General features: G+C 71.0%; 15 protein-coding genes. 5 read left to right on the forward strand and 10 right to left on the reverse strand.

Annotated elements, in window-relative coordinates; all coding sequences use genetic code 11:
• Positions 1-124: 124 nt before the first annotated feature.
• Both ABUL08_RS09545 and ABUL08_RS09550 read right to left on the reverse strand, forming a co-directional pair.
• Positions 125-880, reverse strand: coding sequence for a lytic polysaccharide monooxygenase (locus tag ABUL08_RS09545; protein WP_350936576.1), 756 nt, complete (start codon positions 878-880; stop codon positions 125-127).
• A 250-nt stretch (positions 881-1,130) separates the two neighbouring features.
• Positions 1,131-3,797, reverse strand: coding sequence for a collagenase (locus ABUL08_RS09550; protein ID WP_350936578.1), 2,667 nt, complete (start codon positions 3,795-3,797; stop codon positions 1,131-1,133).
• Positions 3,798-4,199: 402 nt separating this feature from the next.
• On the opposite strand from ABUL08_RS09550, the gene ABUL08_RS09555 reads away from it, so the two are divergent.
• Positions 4,200-4,898 carry a response regulator transcription factor gene (locus ABUL08_RS09555; RefSeq protein WP_350936580.1) on the forward strand — a complete coding sequence of 233 codons (699 nt, stop codon included), beginning with the start codon at positions 4,200-4,202 and terminating at the stop codon, positions 4,896-4,898.
• Between the two features lie 14 nt (positions 4,899-4,912).
• Here the strand turns inward: ABUL08_RS09555 and ABUL08_RS09560 are convergent, their stop codons facing one another.
• Positions 4,913-5,866, reverse strand: a complete 954-nt coding sequence (locus tag ABUL08_RS09560) for a LysR family transcriptional regulator (RefSeq protein ID WP_350936582.1) — start codon at positions 5,864-5,866, stop codon at positions 4,913-4,915.
• An 823-nt stretch (positions 5,867-6,689) separates the two neighbouring features.
• On the opposite strand from ABUL08_RS09560, the gene ABUL08_RS09565 reads away from it, so the two are divergent.
• Positions 6,690-7,502 (forward strand): CAP domain-containing protein, encoded by an 813-nt coding sequence (locus ABUL08_RS09565; protein WP_350936584.1) that lies wholly within the window; start codon positions 6,690-6,692, stop codon positions 7,500-7,502.
• On the opposite strand, the gene ABUL08_RS09570 is transcribed toward ABUL08_RS09565, so the two are convergent.
• From ABUL08_RS09570 to ABUL08_RS09580, 3 genes are all read right to left on the reverse strand, one after another.
• A complete protein-coding gene (locus tag ABUL08_RS09570; RefSeq protein ID WP_350936586.1) occupies positions 7,492-8,076 on the reverse strand; it encodes a DUF305 domain-containing protein in 585 nt (194 codons plus the stop codon). The genes ABUL08_RS09565 and ABUL08_RS09570 overlap by 11 nt on opposite strands.
• A 211-nt stretch (positions 8,077-8,287) precedes the next feature.
• Positions 8,288-9,538, reverse strand: coding sequence for a HAMP domain-containing sensor histidine kinase (locus ABUL08_RS09575; RefSeq protein ID WP_350936587.1), 1,251 nt, complete (start codon positions 9,536-9,538; stop codon positions 8,288-8,290).
• 38 nt (positions 9,539-9,576) lie between these two features.
• Positions 9,577-10,281: a response regulator transcription factor gene (locus ABUL08_RS09580; protein ID WP_350936589.1), complete on the reverse strand. Its 705-nt coding sequence runs from the start codon at positions 10,279-10,281 to the stop codon at positions 9,577-9,579.
• Between the two features lie 150 nt (positions 10,282-10,431).
• Between ABUL08_RS09580 and ABUL08_RS09585 the strand changes: the two genes are divergently transcribed.
• On the forward strand, positions 10,432-10,875 hold the full coding sequence (locus ABUL08_RS09585) for a hypothetical protein (RefSeq protein WP_350936591.1): 444 nt from the start codon (positions 10,432-10,434) through the stop codon (positions 10,873-10,875).
• A 3-nt stretch (positions 10,876-10,878) separates the two neighbouring features.
• Here the strand turns inward: ABUL08_RS09585 and ABUL08_RS09590 are convergent, their stop codons facing one another.
• Positions 10,879-11,403: a CAP domain-containing protein gene (locus tag ABUL08_RS09590; RefSeq protein WP_350938567.1), complete on the reverse strand. Its 525-nt coding sequence runs from the start codon at positions 11,401-11,403 to the stop codon at positions 10,879-10,881.
• A gap of 10 nt (positions 11,404-11,413) precedes the next feature.
• On the opposite strand from ABUL08_RS09590, the gene ABUL08_RS09595 reads away from it, so the two are divergent.
• Positions 11,414-11,551: a hypothetical protein gene (locus ABUL08_RS09595; protein WP_350938950.1), complete on the forward strand. Its 138-nt coding sequence runs from the start codon at positions 11,414-11,416 to the stop codon at positions 11,549-11,551.
• A 1,395-nt stretch (positions 11,552-12,946) separates the two neighbouring features.
• On the opposite strand, the gene ABUL08_RS09600 is transcribed toward ABUL08_RS09595, so the two are convergent.
• A complete protein-coding gene (locus tag ABUL08_RS09600; protein ID WP_350936593.1) occupies positions 12,947-13,138 on the reverse strand; it encodes a hypothetical protein in 192 nt (63 codons plus the stop codon).
• A 55-nt stretch (positions 13,139-13,193) separates the two neighbouring features.
• Here ABUL08_RS09600 and ABUL08_RS09605 point away from each other — a divergent pair, with 55 nt between their 5' ends.
• Entirely contained in the window at positions 13,194-14,339 is a 1,146-nt protein-coding gene (locus ABUL08_RS09605; protein WP_350936596.1) for a hypothetical protein, read from the forward strand.
• Positions 14,340-14,424: 85 nt separating this feature from the next.
• Here the strand turns inward: ABUL08_RS09605 and ABUL08_RS09610 are convergent, their stop codons facing one another.
• Together ABUL08_RS09610 and ABUL08_RS09615 are read right to left on the reverse strand one after the other, a co-directional pair.
• Complete coding sequence (locus ABUL08_RS09610) at positions 14,425-14,850, reverse strand: hypothetical protein (protein WP_350936598.1); 426 nt, start codon at positions 14,848-14,850, stop codon at positions 14,425-14,427.
• Complete coding sequence (locus ABUL08_RS09615) at positions 14,850-16,916, reverse strand: ArnT family glycosyltransferase (RefSeq protein ID WP_350936600.1); 2,067 nt, start codon at positions 16,914-16,916, stop codon at positions 14,850-14,852. The genes ABUL08_RS09610 and ABUL08_RS09615 overlap by 1 nt, the downstream gene beginning before the upstream one ends.
• Positions 16,917-16,935 lie beyond the last annotated feature (19 nt).

Raw genomic sequence — 16,935 nt, forward strand, 5'->3', positions numbered from 1 at the left:
GTCGGTACGAGGGAGGGGTTCTCGTACCGTCGGTACGAGGGGGGTGCTCGTACCGCCGTGCGTGTCCCCGGTGGGTGGTCCGGGGTCGGACCGCCGGCGCTGGTAGGGCCGGCGGAGCGTGTTGTCAGAGGCGCTGCCAGAGCGCGGGGGTGCTCGCCGGCTCCCATCCCTCCAGCGCCGTGTGTGCCTGGCGGCATCGGTAGTTGGTGCCGCTGTAGCTGACGACGGCACCGACGGCGTACGCGGTGCCGGCCTGCCACCCCGTGGTCCCCGGAGCCGTGGTGGGAGGCGTCGTCGTCGGGGGCGTGGTCGTCGGGGGCGTCGTGGTCGGAGGCGTGGTCGTCGGGAGCGTGGTCGGAGTCGTGCCGCCGCCGACCTGAAGGTCGACGCAGGCGTAGAAGGCCGCGGCGGTGTCGGCGATGTTCCAGCGCGCCAGCAGCTTCTGCCGTCCGCTGTAGCCGCTGAGGTCGACGGTGTGGGTCACGATGGCGTTGGGCTGGCGACCGGCGTCGTCGAAGACGGCGATGCGGCGATCACCGATGAAGTACTCCCAGGTGCTGGTCGAGTGTCGGGCGGTCAGCGCCCAGCTGAATGTGACGTTCCGGCCGACCGGGGTGGCACGCCACGCCTTGCTGTCGTCGTTCAGCTCCGGGAAGCGGCTGTTGCCGCCGTTGCACAGCATCGAACCCTTTGGGGCCTCGACGCTCTGGGGCTCGAACTTGACGTTGCCGCAGTCCGGGACGATGCCCTGGGCGCACTGCGCCTGCCGACTCGGCGGGTTGGACACGTATCCGTGCGCCTGCGCGGGGGACGCCACGATGGCCGACGTCAGGACGGTGCTGCCGACCGCCAGGGGCAACAGGAGTTTCTTACGCTTCACGGGTTCACCGCTTTCTGGTTGCGCGACCGCTATCCATTCCGTCGAGGAAAGGGAAGGCGGCGGTGGGGGTGTGCGACTTCGATACCGTAAAACCCGCGACCCGAGTAGGAAGCAATATTTACAGTTCCTTGAGGAACCGATGAGGTGGATTCAACAAAGTGTCATCGGGCACCGCTGACAAGGCGGCGGCTCGCCCGGGACGCCCGATGGGCTCCCGAGCGGGCCGCCGCTCGCGCCGGGTGTGGACGGGTCAGCGGGTGACCGACACGGTCACGCCCGCACAACCCGTCCTGCCGGACAGGCTGATGTAGTGGTACCCGGCTCTGGGCGCGGTGACCGTGAACGTCTCCGCGTTGCCCTTCGCCGTCGAACGTTGCAGATAGGAGTCTCGGGACGCCCATCCGTCGGGGTCGTAGTACAGGTCGCAGTCACCAGTTCCGCCGGCCGACGAGATGCGCAGCCGGTCGGTGCCGGCGGGTACGAGCATCCACAGGTAGTCGTAGCTGCCGGAGGCTGCGGCACGACCGGTCCGTTGGCAGTCCAGGCCCAGGCTGTTGCGGTCAGCGCCGGCACACTCCCGTACCACCGAGCCGACGGTGACCGACCGGCCGACCGTCGCCGTCGCACCCTGGTCGTCGGTGACGGTCAGCCGCACCGCGTAGGTCCCACCGATCCGGTACGTCTTACGTGGGTTACCGGTCCCCGAGGTGCTGCCGTCGCCGAAGTCCCACGTCCTGGCGACGATCCGGCCGTCGACGTCCGAGGAGGTGTCGGTGAACGAGACGGTTCGCCCGCTGCCACTGTGCGTGAAGCTCGCCGTCGGGGCCCGGTTGCTCCCCGGATCGGGTGAGAGGGTGGTGTCAGGCGAGGCGGTCGGCGACACGGAGGGCGACCGGTCCGGTGTCGAAGGGCTGGGCGTGGGCGCGGACGGCGATGGTGCGGGAGTTGACGCGCTCGGCGTGGGCGAGGCGTCGTCCGACGGCACCGTCATCCGCTGGCATCCTCCGCTCGCGCAGGCCGCCAGCCAGGTGAACCAGGAACTGTCGTAGCGGGTGCCGATGGCGCTGGTGAGCAGTTGGCGGGCAGCGGCGTAGTCGCCGGCGCGGTAGGACCGGAGCACGGCGTCGACGTCGCTCCGATGGTTTTCGATCATGTGCCTGACCGCGAGGTAGCCCCACGAGTAGACGCGGCTGCTGTCCTGCCCGTACACGGTGTTGAAGAGGCTGCTCAACGAATAGGTCCGCCGGCCGGCCTCGGTCACCGCGCTGCTGTAGACCTGCCCGCGGTAGTGGTACGAGACGTACTCGGCGAATCCCTCGATCCACCACACGGTCGGCGTCTGCGTCGCGGCGCCGAAGTCGCCCCGCATGTCGAAGCGACCGTCCAGGTAGTGGGTGTACTCGTGGTTGAGGTTCCAGATCTCGAAGCTGGGTCGGGACCACTCCGCCTCGTACGCGATGAACCTGGCCTGGTTGCCGGCCGCGGCCGGGTTTCCTTCGAGGTACATGCCGCCGTTGTTCGTGTCGATACCGAAGGTCGCTCCGGCGTAGGCCCGGTAGTCGCTGCTGGAGTTGTACACGACGACTTCCAGCGCGGTGTTGTTGTCCGCGGCCACCGGACCCGGGTCCCGGACCAGCCGGTGGAAGAAGTCGTCCTGAGCCAGCAGGCTGCGGCAGCTCGCCTCGGCCTCGGCGGTGGTCATCTGCTGGGCGCGGATCCGTAGCGTGGGGCTGCAGGTGTGCTGGAAGACGAGCACGTCGTTGAGCTGTCCGGCCAGGCCGCAGGTTCGGTAGGCCGCACAGGACGAGCGGTCGTAGGTGTCCGCCATCTCCGCCGTCCCGACCCACAGCGCGGCTGTCGGACCGGTGCGTTCGCTGTGGGCGAGCACGTCGCGCACCTGCTTACGGGTGCGGTCGCGCAGGGTGTCGTACTGCAGGAACCGTCCGAGTTCCCGGCCGGCGTTGACGACCAGGAAGTCCTGCTCGGTGCCGAGCAGTTCCTCGTGCTTCCTGGCGAAGGTGTGCAGGGTGTCCAGCAGGAGCGGGTCGGCGCGGACCGCTGCGACGAAGTCGGGGTCCCGGTGGCCGTCGAACAGCAGCGTGAACGCCTGGTTCACCGCGTTGACCATCCACCACGAGCGGTTGTAGTTCGGCCCGTACGACGAGAGGGTGTGGCTCACGACGGGAAGGTAGAAGCGGTTGAGACCGAGTTCGTCGGCGAGGACCAGCGCTTCGGTCAGGATCTCCCCGTTCGCGTCGGTCACCCCGGCGTTCGCCGGGTTCGCGAAGAGCGTGTCCAGGGCGGGTCGCGCCGCTGCCGCGAGTCGCTGGTCCGGCTGGCCCTTCTCATCACCGCGGGAGTGCCGGAACGCGTGCCCGGTACTGAGGTAGAGGGCGAGCTGGGCGGCGCGGGACGGATTCCCGCGGTGACCGGCCTCCTGAGCGAGGGCCTGGACGATGGTGGTCAGCTTGCCGTCCTCGAAGGCACGATTGCCCTCGGCCCGTCCCAGTCTTGACAACCCGGCGATGCACTCGGTGGTCGACCCCTTCACCCGGTCGACCAGGTCGGCACCGCGATGGTCGGTGTAATCGCGGGTGGCGCAGCGTCTGGTGGGTGGGGCCGCACCGACGACCGGCCGGCGCTTCAGGGCCATTGATGCGTCGTCGTAGCTGCGGTACGCCTGCTCGTGCGACGCCGGGAGCGGAGCCCGCTCGTCCAGCGGTTTGGGGTCGTGGGACACGTGATTGAGCGTGTCGGTCGACGACAGCGAGACGATCGGTGAGGACGAGGTGGAGCTGGCGACGGGGTGCCGCTGGTGCGTGGTGGTCCAGACCACGGCGCCCGCTGACAGGAGGACGGTCGTGATGCTGAGCGCCAGCAGCACCCGTGGGCGCTGACGTCGGGGATCTCTTCTCATGCGGGACCTTCGTGGGAGGGATGGGAACCGCCGCCTGGTCAGATTCCGGCGCTCGCAGTCCTCGGACGTCGTTCGTCCGGATGCGGAGGACCGGCGGCAGGCTTCAGGCGGCGCAGTCGGTTCAGGATGGAGCGCACCACCGGCATTCTGACGTGGTGCGACCGCTACCGACGCCGGGACGCTATGGGCGCGAATTGGGGTGGCACAAGCCCACTAAGTCGATCGAAAGGATGCGCCGGGCCGCGTCTCCGGCTCCTTAAGAACGGGGCAGGCCGCGATCTGACGACCGCCGATATCGCGAGACGACGGGGATCGGCATTGCGTCATGTTATGGGGCGGTGTCATAGCCGCCGATGCCTGGCCGCCGGACGATGGAGGGCCAAGCGCAGAATCGGAAGAATCATGGCGAAGGTCCTTCTCATCGATGACGACGCCCGGTACCGGGCACGGACGAGTCGCCAGTTGACGCGGCTGGGCCACGCGGTGGCGAGCCTCGACACCGACGCGATCGGGGCTGCGGCATCCGCCCTCCTGCGCCGCGGCACCCGACGACCCGACGTGGTGGTCATCGACCCCTACGTCAGTGACATGCACGCCCTGCCGATGGTGCAGATGGTGTGCGCCACCGCCCGCCGGCCAGTTCTGGTCATGACCACCCCTCGCCCGGACGACGAGATCGCCCGTATCCTCGTGGCCGGCGCGGACGACTATGTCGGCAAGCCGGCGTCGCCCCTCGTCCTGGACGCCCGGATCGGCGCCATTCTGCGTCGCCGCCCGGTCGAGGAGGAAGCGGACCAGCTGGTCGTCGGCGGGCTCCGCCTCAATTCCGGGACGCGTGAGGTCAGTGTCTCCGGACGGGCGCTGTTCCTGACCCGAACGGAGTTCGACCTCATCGCCCGGCTGGCGGAAGCACCGGGCCGTTATGTCTCCCGGGCCCGGCTCGCCGAACTCCTCTCCCCCGAGGGCTCCCTGTCCGTCGGCGCGCTCAACACCTTGCTGTCACGGCTGCGCGTCAAGTTGGGAGAGTCCGCCCGGCAGCCCCGCTATCTGCACAGCAGCCGCAGCCGGGGCATCGCGCTGATGGATGCGGAGCGGAGTTAGCTGGTCGCCAGCGGTCACCGTGGCCCGGCCCGCAGAAAGCCCTCCCACCAGCGATGGAAATGGGGATTGTCCTGCGCGTGATCCCTTATCGCCCGGGTCACCGCCTCGACCAGCGAAGTCACCTCCCGGGAGGAGAAGGTGGTGCGCCGCCAGACGAGGCTCAGCCGGGCCATCTGCGCCTCGTCAGCCAGGGGCAGGGTGACGGTGCCCGGAGCCGCCGGCCAGGACGGATCCACCAGGCGTACGCATCTGCCCTCCGCCACGAGAGGCCAGGCAGCACCGCTCGGCGCGTCGTAGCGCAGCAGCGGCTCGAAGCCCTCCTGGCGACAGGCGTGGCGCAGCGCGGCCAGGGATCCGTCGTCGGCACCGGGCGGTCGTACCCAGAATTCCTGCCGCAGGTCCGCGAGTCGCACGGACTCCCGATCCGCCAGACGGTGTCCCGCTGAGATGGCCACGAAGATGGGATACCTGGGCAGGAGGATGCGGTCGACCAGCCTGTGGGGCAGTTGCGGGACGAAGCCTTCGACGAAGCTGACCAGCCCGACATCGAGCATCCCCCTGGCGGTCAGGTCGAGCAGGACTCGGGACGACGGCTCGATACGCAGCCCTGCCGAGGTGCCGGGCAGGGATTCCTCGATGTGCCGTACCAGGCTGCTGCTGGCGGCGATGTGCACCGCTCCCAGCCGCAGGAGTTCGCGGGGCGGGGCGGTCACCGGCAGGTTCTCCAGGATCACGTCCAGCTCGCCGAGCACGACCCGGGCGCGGCTCAACAGGTGGCGGCCCGCGTCGGTGGGGACCACGCCACTGCGGGTACGGACGAACAGGTGGGTACCGAGCGCCTCCTCGATTCGGCGCAACTGGGTGGTCAGCGCCGGCTGGCTGATTCCCAGACGCACCGAGGCACGGCTGATGCTGCCCGCCTCCGCGATGGCGGAGACGGCTCTCAGGTGGCGCACCTCAACCTGCATGCGCCCACGATACGGAGGCGTGCGGGGCCGCCCGGCCACTCGGCGCGACCCCGATCACCCTGCTCAGGAGACTGAGCAGTGCCGTCACCGAAGGCTGCGCGCGCACGGGGCAGGCGGGGACAACCGCTCGCCCGCCCGGCAACCGCACGGTGTAGGTGTAGAAGTCCGGACAGTTCGCGGTGGGTCCGACGGCTGGGAGGCCAGCGCGCCGGCCAGGTCCGGGCCGGCGACGAGGGCGCGTAACTGCGCCGACTCGACGCGGGAGAACCTGCCCTGCCTGCGTTCGGCGCCACGGGTGAGCATCCATGTGCCGTCCTGCCGTACCGCGATCGCATCCCACGCGGCGTCGCGACCGCCACTGACGGACACCGTGATCAACTCGGTGCCGCCCACTGCGGGGGCGCTGGGCGACACCGGCCCCGGCGCGGATGACCCCACGGGACCACCACCGGTCGCGAGCAGCAGCGCGGCGGAGATCGCCAAGGCCGATCGCCCGCTGCCCGACCGCCGTCGGTGACAGCCGTGGCCAGGGGTCTCCGGTACCGCTGGCGGCTGCCGTGTGGGCCGTGTCAGCGGGAGGATTCGGCGAGCGAGCACTCCCCCATTGTCGCCTTTCCGTTCTTCCCGGCCGGTCACCTCAGGGGGATCTCAGCTTCCCCCAAGGTGCTGCCACGGTGGAGCGTGCTGGCCGGCCGGTGCCACCGGCGAAGAGTTAAAACCGCTCAGCGGCACGTTGGATCAATGTTGGGTCGCGGTCAGGTCGGCGAACGGGCCCCTACAGTCGCCTGGCGCCAACCGGATCCGACATATGGAGGTGTCGTGCATGAGCCTGACAGCCGGCACATCGCCGACGACAACGACCTGTTCCAGGCCTCAAGAACCGGGAGGCCGTCATCGGGAGGACGGCCGACCGTCTGCCGTGACCACAGTCCTGATCTGTGCCCTCGCTGTGGCGCTGGTGCTGAGCCTCCTCTGGTGGGCGGCACTGATCCGCCGACCGGAATCGGCGCCGACCCCGTCGGCGCCGCCGCCGGCGAAGACGCTCGGCCCGGAGGCGCCACGCTGCGCGAATCCGGCGCGAGGGGGGAGCCACGTCGCGCCGATTGCCTGGATCGTGCCGCACGCCGGCCGCCTCGACGGTCCGCCAGACGGATCCGACCGGGTCCGGGTCGGCGTCGCTCAACGCCGCGCCGTGAGCCACATCAGCCCCGCAGGCCAGCCACACCCGGAAGCGGAACGCCAGGCGCTGGGACTGGTGAACGCGGAGCGTGACCGCGCAGGCCTGCGCCGGGTGAGACTGAGCCCGGAGCTGACGGCCGTCGCCCGCGCCTGGGCCGACCAGATGAGCCGTAACGGGCCTGCGCCACTCGGATCTCGGCCTACGCGACGTCGACGGCCGCCCGACCCGTGGCCGAGGTGCCGAGGTCGTCGCCCACTCCGCAGAGGCATCGCTCACCGCGAGCCAGGCCGTGTGGCGTCACCACCGCATCTGGCAGGACAACCCGTGTACGGTTCCCACCCCGCTCGGCCCGGCATGGACCCGGATGGGGGTGGGTCTCTACCACGACGACAGCGGGTGGTGGGGAATGCAGATTTTCATGGGCGAGTGACGCCCCGGTCCGCCGTCAGCCGTTGAGGAGTCGAAGCGCCTCGCGTACCTGGGCCTGGCGAGACCGGGCCAGTCGTGCGGCCAACTCCCGGACCTGCGGGTCGTCACTGGTCTTCTTCGCCGCAGCGAAGTTCGCCGCGACCAGTTCATGGGACATGAGAAGGTTCAGGAAGAGCTTGTCGTCATCCTTCCCGACGGGGCTGGCCTCGAGTTGGGTCAGGTCATCGGGCTTGACGCTGTCCAACGCGGCGGCGGCGGTGTGACCGCCGTGGCCGTCCGACGATCCGGTGTGGGTGCCCTCGGGTGTCGCTGACTGGGCTTTCTCCTTCAACAGGCGGTCCATGTCGGCGATCTCCGCCGCTCGGGTCACGGCGACGGCGGCGGCAAAGGTACGAATGTCCCTGCGGGTGGCCTTCTGCTGACCGAGCTTCGCCAGTTCCAGGCCCCGCCGGTCGTGCTCGACCATGAGCCGCAGGAAGGCACCGTCGCTCTCGATATCGATGACCGGCGAACTGGTTGAGGCAGGGAAGGCGGAGCCTTGGTCAGCGGACTGCGGGCCACCGCATGCGGTGAGCGCGAAGGCCGTCAACAGGATAGGCACGACAAGACGCGTACGACGCACGACCTACTCCGAGGCTTGTTGATGGATGGGAACCGTCGACTGAATGAGATCGGGGTTGCAGAAGGGCAACCTCGAGAGGCGGGACTTCCTAGATCAACGGTTGTCGCCAGCGACGCTATCAGCGCCAGCCATTCGCCTACCTTGGCGAATTGTTGGATGTTCCGGAACAAGACCTCAAGAGCTTGTGACGTCAGTCCAGCGACCTCTGACGAGGCGGCAGCGGAAAAGTCAGAACAATGCGAGCGCCACCCAACTCCCGGCTTTTCCCGATCTCCAGCCGACCGCCCGCGTGAGTACACATTCGATGCACGATGTCGAGGCCGAGACCGCTCGACGCGGCTCCGCTGACGCCACGACGCATCGCTTGGTTCACGTCGGCGATACCGGGTCCGCCGTCCTCGACGACGACAGCGGTCGCCGTGATGGTCACCCTGAAGGGCGTACCGGGCTGGGTGTGCCGGAAGATGTTGCCGAGCACCGCGTCGACGGCGCTCACCAGGTCGACCCGCGCGACCGGTACCGGCAAGGGAGACCTGCCGCCACGCACCTGCCACCGCCGCTGCTGGTGCTCGGCGGGAAGGGCCCAGAATGACAGCCGGTCGATCACCACTTCCGCCAGGTCACAACTGTCGGAGCTGCTGTGCGTCCTGGGACTTCGCGCCGCCGTGATGATGGCGTCGACCTCGGCCTCGATCGCGTCGATCCCCTCGACCAGTCGCTGCTGAAGGGTGCCGCTGGCGAGGGATTCCGCGTCCAGGCGCAGCGCCGTCATCGGTGTCCGTAGCCGGTGCGACAGATCCGCGGCACGCTCCCGCTCCGCCATCACGAGGGCGTGCAGTTGCTCCGCCATGAAATTGAACGTCCGGCCCACCTCGGCCAGCTCGGCAGGTCCGGACGGCTCGACGCGGGCCTGCAGGTCGTGCTGGCCGATCCGCCGAGCCGCCGCTGCCAGCCTGCGTGCGGCCGTGACCGGGCCTGCGGCGAGCCGATCGGCCAGCACGGTCGAGCTGGCCACCAGCACGGCCGCGAGCACCACCATGGACAGCCGCGCCGGCCGCACCCCACGCTGCAACTCGGCCTGCGGCACCCAGACCTCGATGACCGCGGTCCGGCCGGGAGCGAAGGTCGACGGCTGCAGGAAGACCACACCGTCGCGAACGGCGGCGGTCAGCGGCTGCCCGGAGTCCATGACGAGCCGAAGATCAGCCGACTCGGCGCGGGGCACCCCGATCGGCTCCTCACCGGGGAGATGCAGCGCGAGCCGGCCCTTGGCGCCCGCGGGAGTGCTCGCCACGACGCGTTCGAGCACCGCCCGGTCCTCGGTGACGGTGACCGCGGCGATGACGACCGCCGTCTCACCGCGGGCGTCGGCGATCGCCCTGTCGTGGGCGATCTGCCCGGCCAGGAGCGCCAGCGGCACGAGGAAGGCGATGGCCACCATGGACGTGACCGCCAAGGCGCCGCGAACCAGCCGGGTCCTCAAGGCGAGTCGGTCAGCATCAGCCCGACACCACGGATCGTGCGCAGCATGCCCGGTCGGGAGGCGGACTCGCCGAGCTTCCGCCGCAGGATGGAGGTGTGGGTGGCCAGCGTCTGGTCGCCCTTCATCAGCGGCTGTTTCCAGATCGACAGGTACAACTCCTCGCGGGTGATCACCCGATCCGCGCGTTCCGCGAGGTAGCGGAGCAGCTCGAACTCCTTGCGGGTCAGAGTCATCGGACTGCCGTGAAACAGCACCGCGCGGGTGTTCGGATCGATGCGCAGCGGCCCGACCTCCACGATCTCGGGCAGTGTCGGACCGACGTCCTGGCGGGGGGTGGCGGAGCCGCCTCGACGCAGGACCGCCGCGATGCGGGCCTGCAGCTGCGCTGCGGAGAAGGGTTTGGTCACGTAGTCGTCGGCGCCGGCGTTCAGCAGGCGCACCATGTCCTGTTCGGCACGGCGGGCGGTGGCCACGATCACCGGTACCGAGCTGACGGCTCGGATCATCACCAGCGCGTCGGCCCCGTCCATGTCCGGCAGTCCGAGGTCCAGCACGATCACCGAAGGATTGATCGACATCGTCAGCTTCAGTGCTTCCAACGCTGTCGTCGCTGGCTGCACCAGATAGCCGGCCTTGGTCAGCGCCAGGGTGAGAGCCCGTCGTACGGAAGGATCGTCTTCGACGATCAGCACCAGCGGCATGACGTGAGCCTCTCGATGTGTCAGGGTGTTCGGGTGCGTTTATGGCGAACTGTCGGTGTCATGGCTGCCTGGGCCGTGTTCACCTCGGCCAGCACGGCCGTGGTGTGGTACGGGCTGGGGCCCGTACGAGATGCGGCCGTCCCACACCGGGTGCAGACGCTGACGCAGGCCGAACTGCGTCAGATGGTCAAAGACGCTCGACCCACCCCGCCGCCGAGCCCTGCGCCGAGTGTGGCGGCGCCGTCGCCGACGACCGCGACGCCGTCCCGCCGGAGCCGACCGCCGAGCAGGCCATCCAGCCAGCCCGCCGACCAGCCGGCCCGTGACGGCTGGAGGCAGGTCAGGGAGGACGACGGCACATCCTCCTACGTACGCCGATTCGAGGTCGCCGGCGGACAGACGACGATTCGCGCCGTCCCGGGCCAGATGATCCTCGGCTCCGCGACGCCCAACCCCGGCTATTCGGTGGACGTCGAGCAGAGCAGCCCGGACCGACTGCTCGTGCGTTTCCTCTCCCGCGACCGGGTGATCATGCTCGACGCCATCTGGTGGGAGGGCCGGCCGTTCGTCACCGTGACACCACTGGGTGGCTGACTGTCAGCCGTTCGAGAAGACGTGCACACCCCACCACCCGCTGCTGTCGTGGTAGAGGCCGACGCCGACCTCGGTCCACTCCCGAGTCGTCTGGTTCCGGTAGTGGCCGGGGCTCTTCCGCCACATCTCCTGCAACGTACGCGCTGCCTGCTCGGCGCTGAGACCGGCGTCGCTCCACCAGACGATGTTCTCGCTGGTGCCGGTCCGCCTGTGGCGCACGAGGTGGTCACGTTCGCTCCCCGAGTGATGGAACGACGTCCGACGCATGACTTCGGCCCACCTGCGGGCGAACCGGCTGAGGTCCTCCTTCTGCGCCACAGGTGGCAGGCCGACCTTGGCTCGCTCCTCGTTGAGCAACTGCAGCGACCAACGTTCGGCCTCGGCATTGACCTGCCCGGAACCCGTCCGGTCGGACGTGCGCGTACCGCTGGTCGTGCGCGGCCCACCGGCTCGACCTGGTCCGCCCGACGAGGCGGGAGGAGGGGCCGGCACTGCCCTGCTTGTCGCCCGACTGCTCGCCGACGGCATGGACCGGGCAGTGGTCGACGGAGCCGCCGCACTCGGGGAGACGTCGGGGAGCACCGGCTCGGTGGCCACCGGCGCAGCTGACCCGGGTGCCGTGGACCAGGCGCTGGCCGTCGGTTCCTGGGGTTCGGACCCGCTGAGCATCGTCTGAGCGCCGGCCGCCATCGCCACCACGAACGCGGCCACGCCGGCGAGGAACACCGGCCGCCTCCACGAGGCGGTGCCTCTGGACCGGGGCACCCACTGATCCACCCGAGGCGGCATCACGTCCAGATCGGCGAAGCGCGGATCCAGCTCCGCCCAGGTCGAGCGCCAGGGCGGCGGAGCACCCGTGGAGTCGTCTTCGCCGTCGACGTGTTCGCCCCGCCCCGTCACGCCCGTCGCTGCTGCGGCGTGTTCCGTGGACCAGCCCGACGGGTCGCGCTGTCCAGAATTTCTGCTGTGCATACTGTCGGGTTCCTCCATCAGTCGTACCTCCGCGCCACGTCCGACTGACCGCCTACTCAGCCGTCGAACAGGCGAGCGGCCCAGACGGTACCGGCCGGGGCCGCAGAAAGACCGTCGCTTGTTGATTGCCTGACAATCGAGAGCCACTTCGCCCGTCGTGCCCCTTTGTGGGCCACTGAACATCACGTTCGTCTTAGGGCTCTCAGCGTTGGCGTCGGCTGTCGTGGACAGATCTGCACGGCGATTGCTGTTGTGGTCGTAGCGTCGAGCGACGTACAGATGACCGAGGTGCTGCCCGGGTGCCGGTGTCCCCGATCGGTCGCGCCGATGGGGGCAAGTGAACTGTGTGGAGTCGTCTGAGGCCGGGATGCCGCCCGGCGGCGGAGTGTGCCCGGCCTGTCGTACCGAACCCCATCCGCTCGACAACTCCGCCCGGGAGCGCACGGAGAGCGAAATCTGAAAACTGCATCCAGCGAGGGTCAGAAGAACCGAAAGCTGGTCGCCTGCTGCCGTGGACCTCGCGAGACTGGGTCACCCGACGATGAGGAGCGTCGCACCGTGCGAAGCCGGCCCTGGAACTGCAAGAGGAAGGGAAACCCGCCATCGGCTCCCCTCCCGAGACGGATAGCGAAGAAGCGCTCGGACACTCCGGCTCCGCTGAGGCAGGACGACCCGGACAGGCCGTCCGCTCCCGGCGATCATCACCGGACGCCGTACTCGCCCGAATGACGACCGTCGCCACAGGGCAGGCGACGCGGTCGTGTCTGCCGCTGCGCGCGGCGTCACATCGACACACAGCTTCGCCACCGGGACATGGGCCACCTCGTGCGCGTCCCGCATGCCGGCGAAGGAGGAACCGGCGCGGGCGAGGTACGCCTTCGGGAGCGGCCGGTGGTCGTCACCGACCTCACCGCCGTGGGGGCGACGTCTGCTCCGTGACCTAAGGTGGGTCGGGCGCCGTTCGCGCCGTCGTCACCCCCGTCTTGTCTAGAGGATGCTCCGTGGCTGTGACCGGTCGCCGTAGCGGCATGCTGGGTTTCGCGCTGGTGGGTCTGTTGCTCGGAAGCGGGTGCGCCGCGGACGCCGAGACCGGACAGAATCACCCCGCCGGGGCGGTGTCCGCGTCGGGATCCACGGCCGGGCGGCTGCCGACTCCCGCGGGTGCGACGCCACGCCCGGGCAGCAGGGCCGGGTTGGGCGCCGCGCCGCCGGCCGCCGCCGGTTGCTCCGGCGCCGCGCGCCCGGGCACGTCGACGTCGGCGGCTCCGAGCAGCGCCGGGTATCTGGGCACCGGCGGCGGGGACGTGGCTGCGAGCGTGGACGTCGGTCCCGATTGCACCGTCGTCGTGGGCGGCCACTTCACCGGCGCGGTCGTCGGGAAGGCACGTCGGCTGGCCGGCGGGGGCTCCGGAGCGGTGCTGCGGCTGGACGCCACCGGCCGCCGGCTGCTGTCCGCCACCCAGGTCGCCGGCGACGTCACCGACCTCGACGTACGTCGCAGCAACGGTGACATCGCGCTGGCCACCGACTCGGGCGTACGGGTGCTCGACCCGACCGCGACGGCGGTGCGCTGGAAGACCTCCGGCGCGGTCACCCGGGTCGCCATCGACGCCTCCGGCACGGTCGCCGCCCTCGGCGGCACCACCGTGCGGATCTACGACGCGGCCGGACGATCCACCGGGACCGTGGCGCTGGGTGGGCGGACCGTCAACGACGTCGCGGTCGACGACCGCAGCGGGCTGGTCTTCGTCGCCGGCTTCACCCAGAGCGGCGGACCCTGCAACCAGGTGCAGATCCCCTTCGTACGGGCGTACACGAAGGCCGGCACCCTGCGCTGGACGCGCTACGACTACAGCGCAGGCGCCCTGGCCGGCCTCTGCGCCGACGCCCGCGCCGACCGGCTGGCGATGGGCCGCGACGGGCGGCTCTACCTCGCCGGTGAGACCGCGGGCGGCAACACGGTCTTCTCGACCGACGGTCGCTCCGCCGGGTCGAAAGCGCCCAACGTCGGCTACGACAAGTACACCCAGGCGTTCAACACCGGCTCGGCACACCTGACCTACGTCGCCCGCCTCGACCCGGCCAGCGGCGCTCTCCAGGCCGGTCAGCTGCTCGTCACCCGGTTGACCAGCGGCCGCGGCAACACCATCAAGCCACGGGCGCTCGCCGCCGACGCTCAGGGCCGCATCTACGTGGGCGGCTCCGCGGCCGCCCAGATCGCCGACCGGGACAACCTGACCATGAACGGCCGCCGGCTCAAGGACTACGCCGGCGGTGACGCCTGGTTGCTGGTCACCGCCCCGGATCTGCGGCGGCGTCTGCTGTGGACGACGTGGACCGACGGCGGCACCGGCGAGGTGCAGGCCGTCGCGGTCAACGGACCCGTGGCCGCGGTCGCCGCCCGCGTCGACAGGCCCGCGTTCCACACCACCTCGCCGGTGCAGGCAGCCACCGGCGGCGGCTACCTCGCGGTGCTGCCCGCCCGGCGCTGAGCGCTCGTCGCCCGGGTCTTCCGGCGCGGCCGGGCCGGGCCTCCGGCCGGTCGGTGAGCGGCGCGTTCCGGAAGCCGACCGACGTTCAGGTCGGCGGCGCGAGGCTCGGCAACGTCGCGGCGCAGGCGGTCCGGGCCGCCTGCCAGGTCGCCTCGTCGACGCCCTCCGGCTTGGGCAGGCTCCCACCGCCCGGTCCGCCGGGCACGCCGGACGGCGGGGTACCACCCGGCAGGCCCGACGGTGGCGTCCCACCGGACGGCGCGCCGCCGGGCGGAGCGAGCGTCACCCCGTTCTGCGCCAGGCAGTCCACGTACCCCTGCATCGCCGACGGGTCGAACGGCGCCGCGCTCGCCGGCGCGCCACCGGACGGGGTGGCTCCCCCGCCGGGGTCGGCGGCGCCGCCGTCGTCCGACCCGCAGGCGGTGGTCACTGCGACCAGGCCGGCGAGCACGACCGTTGCCGCAGCGGCGCGGATCCGCCGGCCAGAGGCCGTCCTGGGTACGGTGGCCATCAGTTCTTCTCCTTCGTCAGGTCGTACACGGTCCGGCCGCCGACGGTGCTCGACGGGAAGTGGGTCGACACCCAGGCGGTGATCTCGGCGACGGGCCCCGAGGCGGCCATCGGGCCACCCACGGACCCACCGCCCGGCATCCCGGACATGGGGCCGCCCATCGCCACGAGGTAGCGCACGTCCCCGTCGGCGACGCGGCGCTGGAAGGCGGCCAGGGTGGGCACCGGGTCGCTGCCCGTGAAGCCCCCCAGCCCCATCACCGGGCGGCCGCTGGCGAGCTGCAGCTGCGCGGCCTCGCTGGTGCTGACCACCGCCGCGGCCCAGGTGCTGGTGGTGCCGCGCAGCAGCGACGCCAGCGCGGGGTCGACCCGTCCGCCCGCGCCCGGCAGGCCACCGGCGCCGCCGGGCGGTTCGGGGAAGCCCGCCGGGAGGCGGCCACCGGGGAACATCTGCTCCAGCCGTTCGGCCAGCGCCGCCTGCCCGCCGGCGGCGCCTGCCGGGCCACCGCCGGGCCCCGCGGTGGGGATCGGGCCGGTGCGGACCGACGACACGGTCTGCACGGCGTACGCGGCGTTGCCCAGCAGGCCGGTGAGCAGGGCGGCGACCAGACCGACCACGGAGAGGCGGAGCGCCAGGCGGCGGGGGGTCAGCAGCCCCGCCACCGCGACGACGGTCACGGCGACCAGCACGACGCGCAGTTCCGGGTGCCAGTCGGGGGTGCGGTCGAGCAGGACGTACCCCCAGGCGCCGGTGGCCGCGGCCGCCGCGGCCAGGCCCACCCGGGCGACGATGCCCTCGCGGCGGACCCACAGCTCCCGGCCACCGATCCCGACCAGCGCGCCGATCGCGGGAGCCAGCGCCACCGTGTAGTACTCGTGGAAGATCCCCTCCATCCAGCTGAACACCGTCGCGGTGACCAGCAGCCACCCGCCCCACAACAGCAGGGACGCGCGGAACCGGTCGGTGCGGGGAGCGCGGCCGGTGAGCCAGGCGCCGACGACCAGCGTGATCAGCGCCGCCGGCAGCAGCCAGGACACCTGCCCGCCGACGGCGTCGCCGAACATCCGGCCGATCCCGGTGGCGCCGCCGAAACCACCCATGCCGCCGGCCGGCAGGTCCATCCCGGCCGGCAGCTGCATCCCGGCGGGCAGTCCCGTCCCCCCGCCCGGGGTGCCGGCCGTCGTGTTGCCGTCGCCACCGAAGATCCGGCCGAACCCGTTGTAGCCGAGGGTCAGCCCGAGGACGCTGTTGTCCTCCGAACCGCCGACGTAGGGGCGGTGGGACGCCGGCCACAGGTCGACGACCGCCACCCACCAGCCCGCGGCCACCAGCATCGCGGCCCCTCCGGCGAGCAGGTGCCCGATCCGGCGCCGCAGCGGCACCGGGGCGGCGACCAGGTACGCCACGGCGAGTGCGGGGAGCACCAGGAACGCCTGGAGCATCTTCGTCAGGAATCCCGCGCCGATCGCCGTGCCGGCGAGCAGCAGCCAGCCGACGTGCCCGCGTTCCACCGCCCGCACGGTGGCGTACGCGGCGAGCACCAGCAGGAGGACGAGGAGGGCGTCCGGGTTGTTGTAGCGGAACATCAGCACCGCCACCGGGGTGACGGCCAGGACGGCGCCGGCGACGAGTCCGGCGGCCGGGCCGTGCCACCTGCGTACGGCGGCGTGCAGGAGCGCCACCGACGCGACACCGGCGAGCGCCTGCGGCAGCAGCATGCTCCAGCTGCTGAAGCCGAAGATCCGGCCGGACAGCGCCATCAGCCACAGCGAGGCGGGCGGCTTGTCGACGGTGATGAAATTGGCGGCGTCCACCGACCCGAAGAAGAAGGCCGTGCCGTTGCGGGTGGCCGACTGGACCGCGCCGGCGTAGTAGGAGTTGGCCCAGCCCCGCCCCGCCGGATCCCAGAGGTAGAGGACGGCGGTGGCGGCGAGCAGCACGAGCAGCGCCGGCCGGGCCCAGGCGGGCTCGGCGGGGCGGCCCCGCAAGAGCCGGCGCAGCCGACCGGGCACGGGCCGGGACGCCGCGGTGGCGTGTTCCGACGAGGTGTGGAGCAGCGAGGACATGTGCGGGGAACTCCTGACG

The organism is Micromonospora sp. CCTCC AA 2012012 (genome assembly GCF_040499845.1).
Lineage (GTDB): Bacteria > Actinomycetota > Actinomycetes > Mycobacteriales > Micromonosporaceae > Micromonospora > Micromonospora mangrovi.